This is a genomic window from Bacillus sp. K2I17 (genome assembly GCF_002209985.1).
Taxonomy (GTDB): Bacteria; Bacillota; Bacilli; order Bacillales; family Bacillaceae_G; genus Bacillus_A; species Bacillus_A wiedmannii.
In genome coordinates this window covers 62,552-80,123 of record NZ_NJGF01000023.1, presented here as the reverse complement: position 1 = coordinate 80,123, position 17,572 = coordinate 62,552, and the positions used below count along the sequence as shown (strand labels likewise).

The window sequence follows — 17,572 nt, the reverse complement described above, 5'->3', positions numbered from 1 at the left end:
TTCGTTCAGTTTTCAAAGAACTACTCGGTCGCTCATTTGCGACTTCCTTATGTTAACATCTTCGTTTTTCGATGTCAACTAAGTTTTTTAATTTCTTTTTTGTCGTTTTCTGCATTTCCGCATCAGCGACGGTTATTAATATATCATGTAGTATATAAGGGGTCAATACTTTTTATAAAAAAAAATTCACATCCCGTTAAAATCTTAAAACCATGTTCCAAAAATCATTATAGTCTCCCTTCATTCTGCATCATACTCCATATCTCATATCTTATCGGTTTATCACGTTTACGAACGAGTGAAAATTCTAAATTTTATGTTATATTATTATTATAGGAGTGTGATGCAAATGAGCATTAAGTATTCGAACAAAATCAATAAAATCCGGACCTTTGCATTAAGTTTAGTATTTATCGGCCTCTTCATTGCATACTTAGGTGTCTTTTTCCGTGAAAACATTATTATTATGACAACATTTATGATGGTTGGCTTTTTAGCTGTTATCGCTAGTACTGTCGTTTACTTTTGGATTGGCATGTTATCTACTAAAACTGTACAAATTATTTGTCCAAGCTGCGATAAGCCGACCAAAATGCTCGGTCGTGTCGACGCATGTATGCATTGCAACCAACCTTTAACAATGGATCGAAATCTAGAAGGAAAAGAATTTGATGAGAAATATAATAAGAAGAGCTATAAATCATAGGCATATATAGGTACAATGTGCCCTTACAAAACTAAACGTTAAAAGGTGATTTCTTTGTTAAGAAATCACCTTTTGTATTTATCTTTAATTAAATTAGGTTCTTCACTGAACGTTTTAAATCCTCCTGAACCTAACGTAATTCCCATATATAATAAAGAAAGAGGGAGACGTTTACGTCTCCCTCTTTCTTTATTATATATTACGCCTTATGACACTCTGGACAAACGCCATAAATTTCTAAGCGATGACTATTAATAACGAAGCCTGTCGTTTTCGCAGCTTCCTCTTCAAGCTGTTCCAAACCTCCATAAGGAAAATCAACAATCTTACCACATTTTTCGCAAATCACATGATAATGTTGACTTGTAACATAATCAAATCTACTTGAAGCGTCTCCATAAGTTAATTCCTTTACAAGTCCAACCTCTTTAAATACACGTAAGTTATTATAGACAGTTGCAACACTCATATTTGGAAACTTACCTTCTAATGCTTTATAAATGTCATCCGCTGTTGGGTGCGTCATAGATTCCACAAGGTACTCTAAAATAGCATGACGCTGTGGAGTAATGCGTACACCCGTATTTTTCAGCATTTCTAGCGCTTCTTTTAATTCTTCTTTGACCACCGTCATGCACCCCGATTCTATACGGATTATTATTTTATAATTCTTATAAAGAGTGTACTCCTTTTCTTATAAATCGTCAATATTTCTACTATAAGTATGTGGTTTATTTTTGTATATAGCCTTATTCTTATATATCCTTCCCCATTTTCTATACATTTACATAGAAAAAAAGTGCGACATAATCGCACTTGGAATACTATCATCTGAGGAGGTATGCCCTACACTTCACTTTATGTAAGACGATAAAATATGTATAGACACTCGCCTTACTTCTATATATTTTATCTCCACAATGAATTTACTTTATATAAGAAAGAACCTCTTCAGTATGTCCCTTCACTTTCACTTTACGCCACTCTTTTACAAGCTCACCGTCTTTATTAATAAGGAATGTAGAACGCTCGATTCCCATATACTCTTTTCCAAAGTTCTTTTTCAATTTCCAAACATCGTATAATTCCGCTACCTTATGATCTTCATCTACTAAAAGTACAAATGGAAGCTCATGCTTCTCAATGAATTTCAGATGTCTGTTCACTGAATCAGGACTTACACCAAGAATAACTGTATCTTTCTCTTGAAATAATCCATACGCATCGCGAAAATCACATGCTTCAGTTGTACACCCTGGAGTCATATCTTTCGGATAAAAATATAGCACTACGTTTTTACCACGAAAATCAGCTAAGCGAACTTGTTCCCCGTTACTTCCCTCTAATGTAAATTCTGGAGCCATTTCTCCTACTGTGATCATTGTTATCACTCCTACTCTTTTCTTTACTATATCAAATGCTATCTTATTTTTCATTGTCTATTACAGACCTCATTACAAAAGCAAACGGTAATGTATATCCAATTAGCGCTTCTGCAATCGCAATCCATCTCCCTATTCCAATCGGAGCTATATCACCGTACCCAACGGACAATAAAGTAACTGCGCTAAAATATAAGCAAATTTCTACAAGTTGAAAAGATTGGGCATGCAAGCTTTCTCCATCTTCTTTCAAAACTGCAAAACCCATTTCTTCTAATACAACATAACTTAACCCAAACGCAATCAATACCGTTGTATAAATTAAAAATAAGGAGGCTAAATTATAAAGCGAAAAGAAACGCCTAGAATCTGAATATGAACTCCATAACAATTGGACACTTCTCAAAATAGCAATTGCTGCAATTAATAGAATAAATCCCCATAACATGTCCTCCACCTCATTTTATATGTATGAGACGGCCATTGGATTTATCCCTTAGAAACAAACAAGCTTCTATAATTAATTCCCAGCACCACGGTACCTTTTTACCCCTTGATTCCAAAGAGTAATTGCAATCGTAAAACAGATAACACCAACGAATGGTGTTGCAAATGCATAGCTATTCCACTCTGTTTTTCTTAAAAAGTATGCTGCTGGATACACTCCGACAAACGCAAATGGTAAAACAAACGTTAAAATGAAGCGAATCACACGGTTATAAATGTTAACAGGATAGCGACCATAGTTACCTATGTTATACATTAGCGGCATAATTGAACTTTTCGCATCCGACCAAAAACCAAGGCTCGCAAGCGTAACAAATATCCCTCCGTATACAAGTGCTCCTCCTCCTACCATCAGTAAGAATAAGAAGAAATCGTACCAGTAAAAAGATAATTGCAGCTCCACTGCTGCATATCCCATTACAATTATTCCTGTAATCGCTCCAATTAAAGATTCCAGTTCCATTCTTTCTAATATAATTTGAAATAAACTATGAATCGGTCTCGTTAATATACGATCCATTTCTCCTTTAATAATGTAACGATCATTAAAGTCCCATATGTTAAAGAAAGCTGAGAAAATGGCAAACGGCACTAAAAAGAAACCATAAATAAAGATTACTTCTTCTCTACTCCAGCCCTTTAATGCTTGTGTATGCCCAAACACAACGAGAATAAAGATTAAATTAACAGCCTGTAGTGCTAAATCAGAAAGTAATCCAACGATAAAATCGCCCCGATACTCCAATTTTGTTTTTATATATTGGCTTGCATATTGCAAAAATAGGTTTATATATATCATCTCATCATCCCCCTTGTACAATTAGACGTTTTCTCGCCGTTCTCCACATGAGTACAATTGGAATAATAAGTACAATTGCCCAAATTACTTGGAATAATAATGCCTCATACAATTTACTTCCTTGTATACCTTCTGAAAAAATCATACTCGGAATATAACTAATCGCCTGAAACGGTAAAAACATCATTGCCTTTTGGGCCCATAACGGATAAAAACTAATTGGTAATAATAGACCTGAAAATAAATCAATAACGACACGTTTCGCATACATAATTCCACTATTATTAAATAGGAAGAACGTGAGCATTCCCGTCATTAAATTAATTTGTGTATTAATAATAAAACTAAATATTAAAGATAAGAAGAAATATAACCACGTTTGAAAATTCGTTGTAATTTGCAATGAAAATAATAAGGTAACGATAACCATACCTGGAATTGAAAAGAAAGCAAAACGAAATATTCCTTCACCAAGACCTTGCATCACTTTCATGCCTAAATAGTTATATGGACGAATGAGTTCTACTGCTACACGTCCTTCTTGAATCTCCATCGCAATTTCCCTGTCTATATTATTAAAATAAAAAGCACGTGCCATCCACGCAATTGCGATATAAGTAGTCATTTGCGAAATAGATAAACTTTCAATATTCTCTTTTCCACTATAAATTGCTTGCCATAAAAAATAATACGCACCGATATTAATTGTATAAATTAAAATCCCACTATAATAGTTTGTACGATACGCAAGCATCATTAAAAAGCGAATCCGAATCATTTCAATGTACTTACCCATGTTTAATACCTTCTTCATAAATGTTACGAATAATTTCCTCTGTAGATACTTCGTTAATTTTTAAATCTTTAATTTGAAAGGCTTGTACTACTTTAGAAATAAGCATTGAAATGATAACTTCTTCATTCGGTATTTTTGCAACCCACGCGTTTTCCTCTTTCGCTTTCGACCAAACGACATGACTATCTGGCATAACCATTGATAAAGCCTGATAGGAAACTGGTGCAATAAATTGAAAATGGATTTCCTTCTCTGCTCCCCACTGTGTACGAAGATTATTTAAAGAACCGTCATACATAATATTTCCTTCATCCAGCATGATAACGCGCTCACATAAAGCTTCAATATCAGTAATATCATGGGTTGTTAATAAGATTGTTGTTTTATAACGTTCATTCATTTCTTTTAAAAATTCACGTATTTTTAATTTCACAAGAACATCCAACCCAATTGTTGGTTCATCTAAAAATAATAACGGTGGATTATGAATTAATGCTGCCGCTAATTCACAACGCATTCTTTGACCTAGAGATAACTTTCGAACTGGCTTATCTAATAAAGGACCAATATCTAACGTTTCAATCACGTGTTCCATATGCTCTTTATACTGAGCGTCTGATACACCGTACACTTTTTTTAATAAACGAAAAGATTCTTGTACAGCAATATCCCACCAAAGTTGTGAGCGTTGACCGAAAACAACACCAATTGTTCTTACGAATTCTTCTCTCTGCTTATGCGGGTTCATCCCATTTACTAAAATTTCTCCTGATGTCGGAGTCAAAATCCCCGTAAGCATTTTAATAGTTGTTGATTTACCAGCACCGTTCTCACCGATATATCCAACCATTTCACCTTGTTTCACATTAAAAGATACATCATTTACTGCTGGTACTATTTTATAATTACGATTTAATAAATCGCGAAAAGCACCCTTTAATCCCGGACGACTTGAATAGGCTGTAAACTCTTTACGTAACCCTTGTACCTCAATTACCGATTTCATAATCGGACCCCCCTTCCTAAATGTCACAACGAATAGTTTACCCAACTGCCTTCTCTATCACAAACAATACGTCTTTTCGAAAAACATGTTAGAATAATACATAGATTTTTGTAAGGAGATGAATTGTAGTGAAATTCACAAAATCAGAAGCATTACATAAAGAAGCTTTAGAACATATCGTTGGTGGCGTTAATAGTCCTTCTCGTTCTTTTAAAGCAGTTGGCGGCGGCGCTCCTGTTGCTATGGAACGTGGAAAAGGTGCTTATTTCTGGGATGTAGACGGAAATAAATATATCGATTATTTAGCAGCATACGGTCCTATTATTACTGGACATGCTCACCCGCACATTACAAAAGCAATTACAACAGCTGCTGAAAATGGTGTACTTTACGGAACACCAACAGCACTAGAAGTAAAATTTGCAAAAATGTTAAAAGAAGCAATGCCTGCATTAGATAAAGTCCGCTTCGTAAACTCTGGTACTGAATCAGTAATGACAACAATTCGTGTCGCTCGTGCTTACACAGGCCGCACAAAAATTATGAAATTTGCTGGTTGTTACCACGGTCATTCTGATTTAGTACTTGTAGCAGCTGGATCTGGCCCTTCTACGCTAGGAACTCCTGACTCAGCCGGTGTACCACAAAGTATCGCTCAAGAAGTTATTACCGTTCCATTTAATAATGTAGAAACTTTAAAAGAAGCATTAGATAAATGGGGACATGAAGTAGCAGCTATCCTTGTAGAACCGATTGTTGGAAACTTCGGTATTGTAGAGCCAAAACCTGGCTTCCTTGAGAAAGTGAATGAACTTGTTCACGAAGCTGGTGCACTAGTAATTTATGATGAAGTTATTACTGCTTTCCGCTTCATGTACGGTGGTGCTCAAGACTTACTTGGCGTAACACCAGACTTAACAGCGCTTGGTAAAGTTATTGGCGGCGGACTTCCGATCGGTGCTTATGGTGGTAAGAAAGAAATTATGGAACAAGTTGCCCCGCTCGGACCTGCATATCAAGCTGGTACAATGGCAGGAAATCCTGCTTCTATGGCATCCGGTATCGCTTGTCTAGAAGTTCTTCAACAAGAAGGTCTTTATGAGAAATTAGATGAACTTGGTGCGATGCTTGAAAAGGGAATTTTAGAGCAAGCTGCAAAACATAATATCGATATTACATTAAACCGACTAAAAGGTGCTTTAACTGTATACTTCACAACAAATACAATTGAAGATTACGATGCAGCACAAGATACAGACGGTGAAATGTTCGGTAAATTCTTCAAGCTTATGCTTCAAGAAGGAGTTAACTTAGCACCTTCTAAATACGAGGCATGGTTCTTAACGACAGAACATACAAAAGAAGATATCGAATATACAATTGAAGCTGTAGGCAGAGCATTCGCTGCTTTAGCGGATAATAAATAATCCCTTCATTAAAAAGGAAAAAAGAAAGCACATCTTTCTTTTTTCCTTTTTTCTATTTCATAAATCCCTTATTAATAGTATAATTATTCATAATTATCTGTTTTATTTTTCTTTTATATCCTTACTATCCTTGTATATAAGGCTGCTCACGCCTTGAATAGTAAGATTATTCAAACTTCAATAAAAGGGGGGATTGACGGATGCTCAATAAAACAAATACATGGACACCGTCTTTATTTCGAGATTATAAAAATGCAGAACATGATGCGTGTGGAATCGTTTCCGTTATGGAGAAACGAAAAGTTGCCACGAAAGAAAACATTGATCTTTGCATACAATCACTTGTCAAAATGAATCATCGAGCTGGTTTCATTAATGGTGAAGGAGATGGTATCGGAATTCACATTGATGTCCCAAAAGCACTTTGGAATGAAAAGCTGAAAAATAACGGATACAATCCAACGATTGTGGATCATCCCCACTTTATCGTTGGACATTTTTTTCTAAACAAAAACGCAAATATCGTTAATTTAAAAAATCATATTCGTACGCAATTAAATAACGAAAGTTTTACTATTATTTTTGAAAGTGATGATGTAATAAATTCCGATGCACTCGGTCCACTTGGTAAACAGGAAGAACCTTTATTTTGGCAAGTTGCTCTTATCGCAGAAAATAAAGTTGAAAATGTTGAGCAAACATTATTTTCAGTAACGATAAAAATAGAGGAAAACGAAGCGATTCATGTTGCTTCATTAAGTCGTGACCATGTTGTATATAAAGTTCTAGGCGCTGGGGATACACTTGTTGCCTATTACAATGATTTACAACATCCACTTATCGCTTCAACTATGACACTAGGACATAACCGCTATTCTACTAATACATTATCTAATTTTTTTCGTGTACAACCATTTAGCATTCTCGGACATAATGGTGAAATTAACACAATTGCAAAATTACGTGATCAAGCTGACATGATTCATGTTCCACTTACTGCTGGGGGCAGTGACTCCCAAGATTTAAACCGCACCTTAGAAACTCTACTTGTTCAATACGACTACAGTTTATTTGAAGCAATGGATATACTATTCCCACCAATTATTAATGAAATGAAACTTTATGAACCGCATTTACAAGATTTATATACGTATATACGTGAAGCTTGGGGCCATTTTGCGCAAGGTCCAGCTGGTATTATTTCACGTTATAAAGATGAGGCTGTTTTCAGCGTTGATTCCCTTGGACTACGACCAGTATGGAAAGTAGAGACAGCGAGTTCTTATGTTTTCTCTTCTGAACCTGGAGTTGTATCACCAACTGAATATGTAGCAGAACCAAAACCACTCGCTCCTGGAGAAAAAGTCGGTCTAAAGTGGAATGAACAAGATGAACTTGTACTCTACGAATACGATGACTACCAAACTCAAGTATATAACCGTTTTAAAAAGCGAGTTGGTACTAAAGATTATCATTTAAACTTATCTATCCCTGAAACGAAAGAAATCCCAGGATTATGTGATTCTATACAAGTCGAAACGAAACAATACGTTGCTTTCGGATGGGACCGAGAACATATTCAGCTTCTTGAACAGATGGCAACAAAAGGCGTTGAGCCAATTCGCTCACTTGGGCATGACTCACCACTTGCAGCACTCGATACTGATAGACGAAATATCGCTGATTTCATTAAGGAAAGTGTAGCCGTTGTTACAAATCCAGCAATCGATCGTGATCGAGAGGTCGAGCACTTCTCCACACGAACAATACTTGGAGAGCGCCCAAGTTTATTAAGCGGAGCTAAACGGCCATTTGTAGTTGAGATGCTTTCCCCCATTATTTTAGAAGGAAGTGTAGCACAATCTATTACAGAGGAATTACACACAATTACGTACGAACAACTTATAGAGCTATTCAATACTCATAGCTCTATCGCTACAATCTCTGCTACATTCAGTCCGACAGAAACTTTACAATGCGCCTTAAATCGAATTAGTTCTGAAGCGATAAAGGCCGTGAACGATGGAGCTTCCCTACTATTAATAGACGATGCCAACGCTCATCTAAATGAACAGTTATGGATTGATCCGCATTTAGTTACCGCTAAAGTACATCAAGTATTAAGCGAAAATAAATTACGCCGAAACTGCTCTCTCGTTATACGTTCTGGTGCCCTTCGCTCCTTACATGATATCGTCACACTGTATGGATTAGGAGCAGATGGTATGAATCCATATTTATTATTTGCAACCGTAAATGATGGAACAAAAACGCCAATTACGAATTTGTATAATGCTCTTAATAAAGGACTAGAAAAAGTCATTTCAACAATTGGAATTCATGAATTACGTGGTTACGATCGCCTCTATTCTTCTATCGGATTACATGAGGAAATCGCAAATATATTACAAATTACGAATTTCTTCGGTTCAAATGATTTAGCTTTTTCGCTTGAATCACTTGCTGAAGATGCACAATTGCGAGCGGATGATTATAACAATCCTAAAGTTAGAATGCGAAAATCTTTTCATATATTCCCGCGAATTTGGAAAGCAATCGGCGATGTCGCAAAAGGAAATTCTTATGATGATTACCGTGACAAATTAAGTGAGTTAGAAGAAAATAATCCAATCGCGATTAGACATCTTGTTCAAACGAAAGAAACAAAACATGTCGTTCCAGCTGAAGAAGTATCCATCAGCATTCAAAATCATGATTTACCATTTATTATTAGTTCCATGTCATTCGGTTCTCAAAATGAAATTGCCTTTCGTGCATATGCAGAAGCGGCCGATCAGCTAAATATGATTAGCTTGAACGGTGAAGGCGGCGAAATTAAAGATATGATTGGAAAATATCCACATACACGTGGACAACAAGTTGCATCTGGGCGATTTGGTGTAAACGCCGAACTACTAAATTCATCAAACTTAATTGAAATAAAAATTGGGCAAGGCGCAAAGCCTGGTGAAGGCGGACATTTGCCTGGTTCAAAAGTAACAGCAAAAATCGCTGAAGCGCGTAATGCTACAATTGGCTCTGATTTAATTTCACCTTCTAACAACCATGATATTTATTCCATTGAAGATTTAGCTCAAATGATTACAGAAATTAAAACGGCTAATCAACTTGCGAAAGTAGCTGTAAAGGTCCCTGTTGTCCCTAACATTGGAACAATTGCTGTCGGTATCGCAAAGGCTGGTGCTGACTTTATTAACATTAGCGGATTTGATGGTGGTACAGGTGCCGCACGTATTCACGCATTGCAACATGTAGGCCTTCCTGTAGAAATTGGTGTGAAAGCCGCTCACAATGCTTTATTAGAAGCAAATATGAGGCAAAAGGTAGAAATTTGGGCTGACGGTGGTATTCGAAGTGTTAATGATGCCTTGAAAATCATGCTCCTTGGGGCAAACCGTATTGGATTTGGTACATTATCCATGATTGCAATCGGCTGTACAACTTGCCGCGGATGTCATCTAGATACTTGTCACGTTGGAATTGCAACACAAATTGAGTCTGAAGCTCAGGCGAAAGAACACGGATTACGCCGCTTCGTCCCGCGCGAATTAGAAAGCGCCGTTGCTGGATTATTACATTTATTCACCACTTTTGGCGTAGAACTAAAACGATTAACAGGAAATCTTGGTTATACAAATTTACAAGAAATTGTCGGACATTCCGATTTATTAGAACAAGTTCGAGGCGAAAATTTATTAGACTTATGTAATTTACTACAAACGATAGAACACCCATCTGTTACAAAAACAGAATACGTACCAGAAAAACAATTTGAAACAGTTCATTCCCCTCATTCAAAAGAATTAGTAGGCGTTGGCGTAGAGCAACGCGTTATGGGTGGTCTAGAATCTTGCTATCGCGTTCGTAGTAAATTATATGAAGACACGAAGCTTGAACCACTTACATTAAAGTATACGAATGGCTCTATTCCTGGAAATGGATTAGGTGCTTACAATAGTGAGAACTTATTTATACACGTAAATGGCGGTGCACAAGATGGTATTGGTAAAACCTCCTTTGGTGGTGGTATTTATATAACGAAAGCAAAAGGAAAAGACGGCATATATTATAACGGTTCTGTCGGAAAAGGTTTTGGGTACGGTGCACAAAAAGGATCTCTATACGTTCAAGGTAACGCTGATGCTCGCGCTGGCATTCGCCTCTCTGGAGCAGACATGATAATTGGAGGGCGAATGACAAAGCCACTCCGTGAAAAAGAGCAAGGGAATATAGGTGTATACTCTAATATTAAAGGTTTCGCTTTTGAATATATGACAAATGGGCGAGCGCTTGTTTTAGGGGATCCTGGTCCATGGATTTGTGCTGGTATGACTGGTGGTGTTATTTATTTACGTCATGATTCAAGCTCGGGTTTAACAGAACACGCCTTAAAAAGAAGAATCGCAAAAGGGGCAAATGTTACATTACAACCAATTAGTAAAAACGGCGTGCAAGATGTGACTGAGTTATTGTTAGATTACATTCGTGTATTAAATGAACATGAGCAATACGAGGAAGTTGCTTTATTAACACCGTTACTCGATGATATGCAGCAACAGTTTTTTGAAATTATCCCGAAAAAAGAGCAGGCTGATCCATCTATCTCAACAGAGTGATATACCAACTTTTCATTTTCAAGAAAAAATTGACGAAGTACACTTCTCATAGTAATCTATAGTAACAATTTGAAACCTGCTGAAATTCAGCAGGTTTTTTCACTAAAAATTGATGTTTAAAAAGAATTAGGAAAAAGTATAAAATGAATCTTAATTTCTTATTAACGTCACTAAAATATCACTTGCTAACATATTGTAATGAATGTATAGTATCATGTTGTACATTCATTATGACAAGAGAAAGGATCTTATTAAGGGTATGAAACTTGGTGCTCGCATTTTAAAAACGGGTATTGCCATCACATTAGCTTTATTTGCTTGTATTTTACTTCAATTACCGAGTCCAGTATTCGCGGGAATCTCAGCTATATTCGCTGTTCAACCGTCTGTATACCGCTCGTATTTAACAGCTCTTGAGCAAATTCAAGCAAACGTCATTGGTGCCGTATTCGCTATCGTATTTGCTACTGCTTTTGGACATAATCCTTTTATTATTGGATTAACATGTATATTAGTAATTGCGCTTACGTTACAATTACGATTAGAAAACACAATATCAATTGCTTTAGTAACAGTTATCGCCATTATGGAGTATCAGGGCGACGATTTCTTTAGTTTTGCCTTACTTCGCTTTGCGACGATTATGATTGGAATTATTGCGGCTTCACTTGTAAATTTAGTGTTTATGCCGCCAAAATACGAAACAAAACTATATCATCGTATCGTTGATAATACAGAAGAAATTGTAAAATGGATTCGAATGAATAGCAGGCAAGCTTCTGATTTTACAACGCTAAAAACTGATATTGATCGTATGAAAGAAAAGATGATCAAACTAAACCATTACTATTTGCTGTATAAAGAAGAAAGAAGCTACACGAAAAAAGTAAAGTTCGCAAAAATTCGTAAGCTCGTTTTATTCAGACAAATGTTAGCGACGACAAGCCGTGCTTTAAGTACGTTAAAATCATTACATCGTACTGAAAATGAACTGCGCTATATGCCAGAAGAATTTCAGGAATCTATCCAAAACGAACTTGACTCATTAACCCATTACCATGAACAAGTTTTATTAAAATTTATTGGTAAAGCAAAAAAACAACAATCCGTTGAAATGCTTGATGAAGTTGAAACAGGTAAACAAGAATTAATTGATATCTTTATGGATTATCAAAACAAGGACGATGAGGAAGCGTATAAAACATGGCTACACCTCTTCCCTCTTATTTCTGCCATTATTAACTATAGTGAAGAAGTAGAGCATTTAGATTTACTTGTGGATAGCTTCTACACATACCATAAACCAGAAGCAGAACTCCAAATCGAAGATAAAAAAGAAGACGAATAAAGAAAACAGCTCCTTTTACGCTAAAGGAGCTGTTTCTGTTATATGTTGAAGTTGATATAAATTGTAATAAAACCCTCTTTTTTTCATTAACTCTTCATGAGAACCTGTTTCTTTAATTTCACCATCTTCAATGTAAATAATCGTATCCACATGTGTAATCGTCGCCAATCGATGTGCGATTACGATCGTCGTCCGATCAGCAGCTAGCGTCTGAAGCGCCTGCTGAATATACCGTTCATTTTCTAAATCTAAAGCGGAAGTCGCCTCATCTAATATAAGTAACGATGGATTCTTTAGAAACACTCTTGCAATCGCTACACGTTGCCTTTGCCCACCAGATAACTTCACACCGCGTTCCCCAACGACAGTATCATAGCCATCAGGTAAATCTATAATAAAATCATGGATTTGCGCAGCTTTAGCAGCTGCAATCACTTCTTCCTCTGTAGCTTTCGGGTTTCCATATAAAATATTTGCCCCGATTGTATCACTAAATAACAAATTATCTTGCAGTACAATTCCAATATGACTACGTAAATTTCTCATATCATACTTTCTAACATCTATCCCATCTACATAAACTGCACCTGAAGAAACATCATAGAAACGTGGGATTAAGCTAGCAAGAGATGACTTCCCTCCCCCACTTGCTCCTACAAGTGCTACCTTTTCTCCTGGCAACATAGTTAACGAAAGGTTATGTAATATCTCTTTTTCATCCGAATTGTAACGAAAAGATACATTATCAAATATCACTTCACCATTTAATTTTGTCGTTTGTACCGCACTTGGCACATTGACAATATCGTATTTTTCATCTAACAATTCAAACACTCGATCCATCGATGCGAAAGACTGTGTTAATGTCGTAGAGGAATTGACAAGGCGGCGAAGCGGACTATACAAACTATCCATATATCCAACAAAGGCAACCATAGTCCCTAATGTTAACTGCCCCTGAATTACTTCATATGCTGCAAAACCGATCACCAGTAACGGGCCTAAATCGGTTAACGTATTCACTGCTGAAAATGTCCTTGCAGTCCAACTCGTATGCGTTAATGCTTTCATCAAAAATGCATTATTTCTTTTTTCAAACTGCTTACCCTCATACTCTTCTAATGCAAAGCTACGTGTCACTTGCATCCCTTGAATACGTTCATGTAAATACCCTTGCATCGTTGCTAACGCTTGCGAACGCTCTTTCGTTAATTTTCGAAGACGCCCGAAAAAATATTTCACCGCCACTACATAAATAGGTAAAATTAATAACGCAACAAATGTTAATTTTATATTCATAGAAAACATAACAATAATAGCAATTGCAATTGTTGCAGTATCTAGCCAAACATTCATCAAACCAGTAATTACAAAATCCTTCGTTTGTTCTACATCATGGATTACACGTGAAATAAGCTCTCCTGTTTTTGTATTCGAATAATAGCGTAAACTCAACTTTTGTAAATGACCAAAAATATGTTTTCGTAAATCATATAGTATTGTATTTGCGATACGCTGCGCGAAATATTGACGATAATATTCAATTGGCGGTCTTACTACTGCAAAAATAAAAAAAGCAATCCCAACGGCTGTTACTAATTGGGATGTTTTATCTTGAAGTGACCCTCCCCCTTGAATTACATCATCGATAATATATTTTAATAACCACGGCATAATAAGCGGGATGCCGAATTTAACTAGACCAATCATAATCGTAATAGCAATAAGCCATCGATACGGTTTAACAAATTGCAAATATCTTTTTATACCTTGCACATAATCCCCCCTCTAATAGGACAAACCTGCCGGGAAATCCCCTGCAGGTTTGTTTTAATTTCTGTACATTAAATATCTTTCATACCACATATCTACGAAATCTGGCGCGAATGGCCCTTTTCTTTGATGAATCCATTGTGTTAATTGTGCTACATTTCGTTTTAAAATAGTATCAATAACAGGTGGATACTGCATAATTTGACTATGCTTTTCATACTCATCTTCATCTAAAAGCGTATATGTCATATCTGGATATACTTTAATATCTAAATCATAATCAATGTACTTTAATGCTTCAGAATCATATGCAAAAGGTGAGCCTAAATTACAATAATAATATACTCCCTCTTCCCTTAGCATCCCAATCACATTAAACCAATAGTTTGCATGAAAATAACAAATTGCTGGTTCACGAGTAATCCATGTTCGGCCATCTGATTCTGTCACTACTGTACGATCATTTGCTCCGATCACAAGGCTCTGTGTCCCTTTTAAAATTGTTGTCTCTTCCCACATTCTATGAATGGAGCCATTATGTTTATAACTATGTATTTGTACTTTTTCTCCTTCTTTGGGAAATCCCATATATGCTCCCTTCTTTCAACTGCAAATGCCCTTTGAGCTGCATTCACTTTTTTTCTATTATAACTTTTTTGTCGAAATTTTAAAACTAAAGCGACAAGACTCTATTTTTCACACTGAATACTATATCCCTAATCTTCTTAGGAGACGGGGCCTTCACTGAATGATTTACAAACGAGGAAATAGAAATAGAAAAAGCCCTTCCTTATTTCTATCTAAAGAAGGACCTTTCACCGGAAGGTAACAACATGCCTTACCCTAAATTCGAAATCATTTTTTCAGTCTCAAAAGATTGAATCACACTATTTGTTTGCTCTTCAAATTTCTCATGTAACAGTTTTAACGCTAATTCTGTTCTATATATTTCTTGGCGGATAAAATGTAATTCCTTTTTATCGCACGTATCCTTTTCGCTCATTTCAATTTGCTGATACTTCTCTAGATGAGCTTGTAACTTTAACAACTCGTCCATCGTTTCCAATTGCTCTCCTACCAACTTATCAAAGTCGTTCATTACTTACCCCCTTTTGGACTTATTTATCAGTTATTCTTCCTCATTACATATTTCTCATCTTTAACTTCCTTCTCCTTTGACTACATTTGTTGACTTATTAGAAGTTATGTCGTTCACTTTATTTTCATTACTATGACCCAGGCACAAAGAAAACACTTCTCCCGAATTAGAGAAGTGTTTTTCTTTCATTACTGATTTGAACTAGAAGATTGTGATTGTTTTGCAGCTGATTGTGCATTTTGTTTTTTCACAGCATGCACATCTGTTTCAGTTGCGAATTCTGTACCATAACTAGCGTTTGCACTTTGTGCACCAGAAGCTTGTGCTTTCTTTGCTTCTGATTGTGCATTTGCTTGTTTTACTGCTTGTACATTTGTTTCAGTCGCGAACTCTGTACCATAACTAGCATTTGTACTTTGAATGCTAGCACCAGAAGTTGCCTTGTTATAACCTTGTTGTTTTTTACTCATCTTTCTCACCTCCACAACCAATAATGTAACCAATTCACTTAGAAGTTATCCGTGATTTTCTTTTTTTAATCTCCGTATATATCTCTTATCACTCATTCAAACTATAGGAAATGGAGGTGGAAATATGTATATAGGACGCGATATGACTGAACTAACGATGGTTTCAAAAAATGAGTGGAAAGAAGATGAATTAGCTTATTTTCATCACTCATTACAACAGATTTTGCCGTATTTAAATGCAGAAGGTCAAAGTATCTATAAAGAAATTGTAGTAGAAATTGAATCAAGAGGTGGCTTACAACAAGGTGAAGCTAATTGGACTCATGGGACAAAAATTTCTTACGATTAAAAAAGTGTTCCCAATCTAGGGAACACTTTTTTAATTTATTGCATTGTAATTTTCTCAACGCAATTCTCATAAATCGTACGATGCGATTTCGAGAATGGTAACTGCTCAAATGCTTCTTTCGATACAAATTTCAATGTATCTGTTTCAACAATATCACCAGTTACTTTTCCGTAAAATACGAATATATCCCAAGTGCGATGTGTAAATGTATGTTGTACATTCATTGCGTATTCTTCAATAGAAATCGAGAGCTCAAATTTTTCTTTCATATAATCTGTAAGCTGCTCTTTCTGATTCCGAATCCCTTCCCCAAGTTCAGCATTTGGAAACTCCCACATGTTAGCTAATAACCCGGTACTTGGACGTTTATTAATGACGTAACGACCATCTTCTGTTTGAAGTACCCCTGCAACAATCGGTACCATTGTAGGAGCCTTCGCTTTACTTTTTACTGGTAACTCCTTTTGAACACCTTCAGCATATCCTCGGCAATGTTCACGTACAGGACAAAGTAAGCAAGATGGATTTTTTGGAATACAAATTAGTGCACCTAATTCCATCAAACCTTGATTAAAATAAGATGGATTTTCAGCCGAAATAATTTCACGTACAATCTCTTCAAACACTTTTCTAGTTTTCGGTTTTGCAATGTCATCCCATACTGATAAAATGCGAGATAATACACGCATAACATTTCCGTCAACTGCCGGCTCTGGTATACCATATGCGATACTTAAAATAGCACCTTTTGTATAGGGGCCAACTCCTTTTAATTTTTCAATTTTCTTTACATCACTTGGTACTATCCCGCCGTATACTTCTTTCACTTCTTTTACAGCCGCATGTAAATTTCGTGCTCTAGAATAATATCCTAAACCTTCCCATGCTTTTAACACTTCTTCATCACCAGCATTTGCCAAAGCTTCTAGAGTAGGAAACTTCCCCATAAAATTCGCGTAATATGGTTTTACAGCTTCTACCCTTGTTTGCTGCAACATAATTTCCGAAACCCAGACGCGGTATGGATCTTTATTTTTACGCCACGGTAAGTCGCGTTGCTCTTTTTCAAACCAACCAATTAAATCATTTTGAAACTGCTCTATGTTAAAATTATTTAATATTTCAAGTGTCAAACTTGATCCCCCTCATTTTTTTGCATATAAGTACTATTATAAAGATTTTAGGAAAAAATTTAAGTAAGATGACATAGGAAATAGAAGGCAAAGGACTTGAGGTATCGAATAAAAAGAGTTACATTAATAAAAAACGGAGG

16 protein-coding genes are annotated in these 17,572 nt (G+C 36.1%); 5 read left to right on the top strand and 11 right to left on the bottom strand.

Features of this window, described 5'->3' with window-relative positions; genetic code table 11:
* Nucleotides 1-349: 349 nt before the first annotated feature.
* Nucleotides 350-706 carry a YgzB family protein gene (locus tag CER22_RS22195; RefSeq protein ID WP_000025063.1) on the top strand — a complete coding sequence of 119 codons (357 nt, stop codon included), beginning with the start codon at nucleotides 350-352 and terminating at the stop codon, nucleotides 704-706.
* Nucleotides 707-905: 199 nt separating this feature from the next.
* Here the strand turns inward: CER22_RS22195 and perR are convergent, their stop codons facing one another.
* The 6 genes from perR to CER22_RS22165 all read right to left on the bottom strand — a co-directional run bounded on the left by perR (nucleotide 906) and on the right by CER22_RS22165 (nucleotide 5,196).
* A complete protein-coding gene (gene perR / locus CER22_RS22190) occupies nucleotides 906-1,334 on the bottom strand; it encodes a peroxide-responsive transcriptional repressor PerR (RefSeq protein ID WP_000237831.1) in 429 nt (142 codons plus the stop codon).
* 298 nt (nucleotides 1,335-1,632) lie between these two features.
* Nucleotides 1,633-2,088, bottom strand: coding sequence for a thioredoxin-dependent thiol peroxidase (gene bcp, locus CER22_RS22185; RefSeq protein ID WP_088609563.1), 456 nt, complete (start codon nucleotides 2,086-2,088; stop codon nucleotides 1,633-1,635).
* A gap of 43 nt (nucleotides 2,089-2,131) precedes the next feature.
* Nucleotides 2,132-2,536, bottom strand: a complete 405-nt coding sequence (locus CER22_RS22180) for a potassium channel family protein (protein ID WP_000964347.1) — start codon at nucleotides 2,534-2,536, stop codon at nucleotides 2,132-2,134.
* Between the two features lie 72 nt (nucleotides 2,537-2,608).
* Nucleotides 2,609-3,394 (bottom strand): ABC transporter permease, encoded by a 786-nt coding sequence (locus CER22_RS22175; RefSeq protein WP_000639385.1) that lies wholly within the window; start codon nucleotides 3,392-3,394, stop codon nucleotides 2,609-2,611.
* A 4-nt stretch (nucleotides 3,395-3,398) separates the two neighbouring features.
* Nucleotides 3,399-4,190 (bottom strand): ABC transporter permease, encoded by a 792-nt coding sequence (locus tag CER22_RS22170; RefSeq protein WP_000521517.1) that lies wholly within the window; start codon nucleotides 4,188-4,190, stop codon nucleotides 3,399-3,401.
* Nucleotides 4,183-5,196, bottom strand: coding sequence for an ABC transporter ATP-binding protein (locus CER22_RS22165; protein WP_000843640.1), 1,014 nt, complete (start codon nucleotides 5,194-5,196; stop codon nucleotides 4,183-4,185). The genes CER22_RS22170 and CER22_RS22165 overlap by 8 nt, the downstream gene beginning before the upstream one ends.
* Nucleotides 5,197-5,324: 128 nt before the next feature.
* On the opposite strand from CER22_RS22165, the gene hemL reads away from it, so the two are divergent.
* The 3 genes from hemL to CER22_RS22150 all read left to right on the top strand — a co-directional run bounded on the left by hemL (nucleotide 5,325) and on the right by CER22_RS22150 (nucleotide 12,608).
* Nucleotides 5,325-6,623 (top strand): glutamate-1-semialdehyde-2,1-aminomutase, encoded by a 1,299-nt coding sequence (gene hemL / locus CER22_RS22160; RefSeq protein WP_000673249.1) that lies wholly within the window; start codon nucleotides 5,325-5,327, stop codon nucleotides 6,621-6,623.
* 200 nt (nucleotides 6,624-6,823) lie between these two features.
* A complete protein-coding gene (locus CER22_RS22155) occupies nucleotides 6,824-11,260 on the top strand; it encodes a glutamate synthase-related protein (protein WP_088061662.1) in 4,437 nt (1,478 codons plus the stop codon).
* A gap of 259 nt (nucleotides 11,261-11,519) precedes the next feature.
* On the top strand, nucleotides 11,520-12,608 hold the full coding sequence (locus tag CER22_RS22150) for an aromatic acid exporter family protein (protein ID WP_000765792.1): 1,089 nt from the start codon (nucleotides 11,520-11,522) through the stop codon (nucleotides 12,606-12,608).
* A gap of 15 nt (nucleotides 12,609-12,623) precedes the next feature.
* On the opposite strand, the gene CER22_RS22145 is transcribed toward CER22_RS22150, so the two are convergent.
* The 4 genes from CER22_RS22145 to CER22_RS22130 all read right to left on the bottom strand — a co-directional run bounded on the left by CER22_RS22145 (nucleotide 12,624) and on the right by CER22_RS22130 (nucleotide 15,950).
* The gene (locus CER22_RS22145) at nucleotides 12,624-14,384 is read right to left on the bottom strand and encodes an ABC transporter ATP-binding protein (RefSeq protein WP_088061659.1); all 1,761 of its coding nucleotides are present in this window, start codon (nucleotides 14,382-14,384) and stop codon (nucleotides 12,624-12,626) included.
* A 54-nt stretch (nucleotides 14,385-14,438) separates the two neighbouring features.
* Complete coding sequence (ntdP, locus tag CER22_RS22140; RefSeq protein WP_000506626.1) at nucleotides 14,439-14,969, bottom strand: nucleoside tri-diphosphate phosphatase; 531 nt, start codon at nucleotides 14,967-14,969, stop codon at nucleotides 14,439-14,441.
* A gap of 250 nt (nucleotides 14,970-15,219) precedes the next feature.
* Nucleotides 15,220-15,480: a YgaB family protein gene (locus CER22_RS22135; protein ID WP_000997582.1), complete on the bottom strand. Its 261-nt coding sequence runs from the start codon at nucleotides 15,478-15,480 to the stop codon at nucleotides 15,220-15,222.
* Nucleotides 15,481-15,668: 188 nt separating this feature from the next.
* Entirely contained in the window at nucleotides 15,669-15,950 is a 282-nt protein-coding gene (locus CER22_RS22130; protein WP_000039039.1) for a gamma-type small acid-soluble spore protein, read from the bottom strand.
* Between the two features lie 124 nt (nucleotides 15,951-16,074).
* Between CER22_RS22130 and CER22_RS22125 the strand changes: the two genes are divergently transcribed.
* Nucleotides 16,075-16,299 (top strand): hypothetical protein, encoded by a 225-nt coding sequence (locus CER22_RS22125; RefSeq protein WP_048542097.1) that lies wholly within the window; start codon nucleotides 16,075-16,077, stop codon nucleotides 16,297-16,299.
* A gap of 35 nt (nucleotides 16,300-16,334) precedes the next feature.
* Here the strand turns inward: CER22_RS22125 and mutY are convergent, their stop codons facing one another.
* A complete protein-coding gene (mutY, locus tag CER22_RS22120; RefSeq protein ID WP_046953679.1) occupies nucleotides 16,335-17,432 on the bottom strand; it encodes an A/G-specific adenine glycosylase in 1,098 nt (365 codons plus the stop codon).
* Nucleotides 17,433-17,572 lie beyond the last annotated feature (140 nt).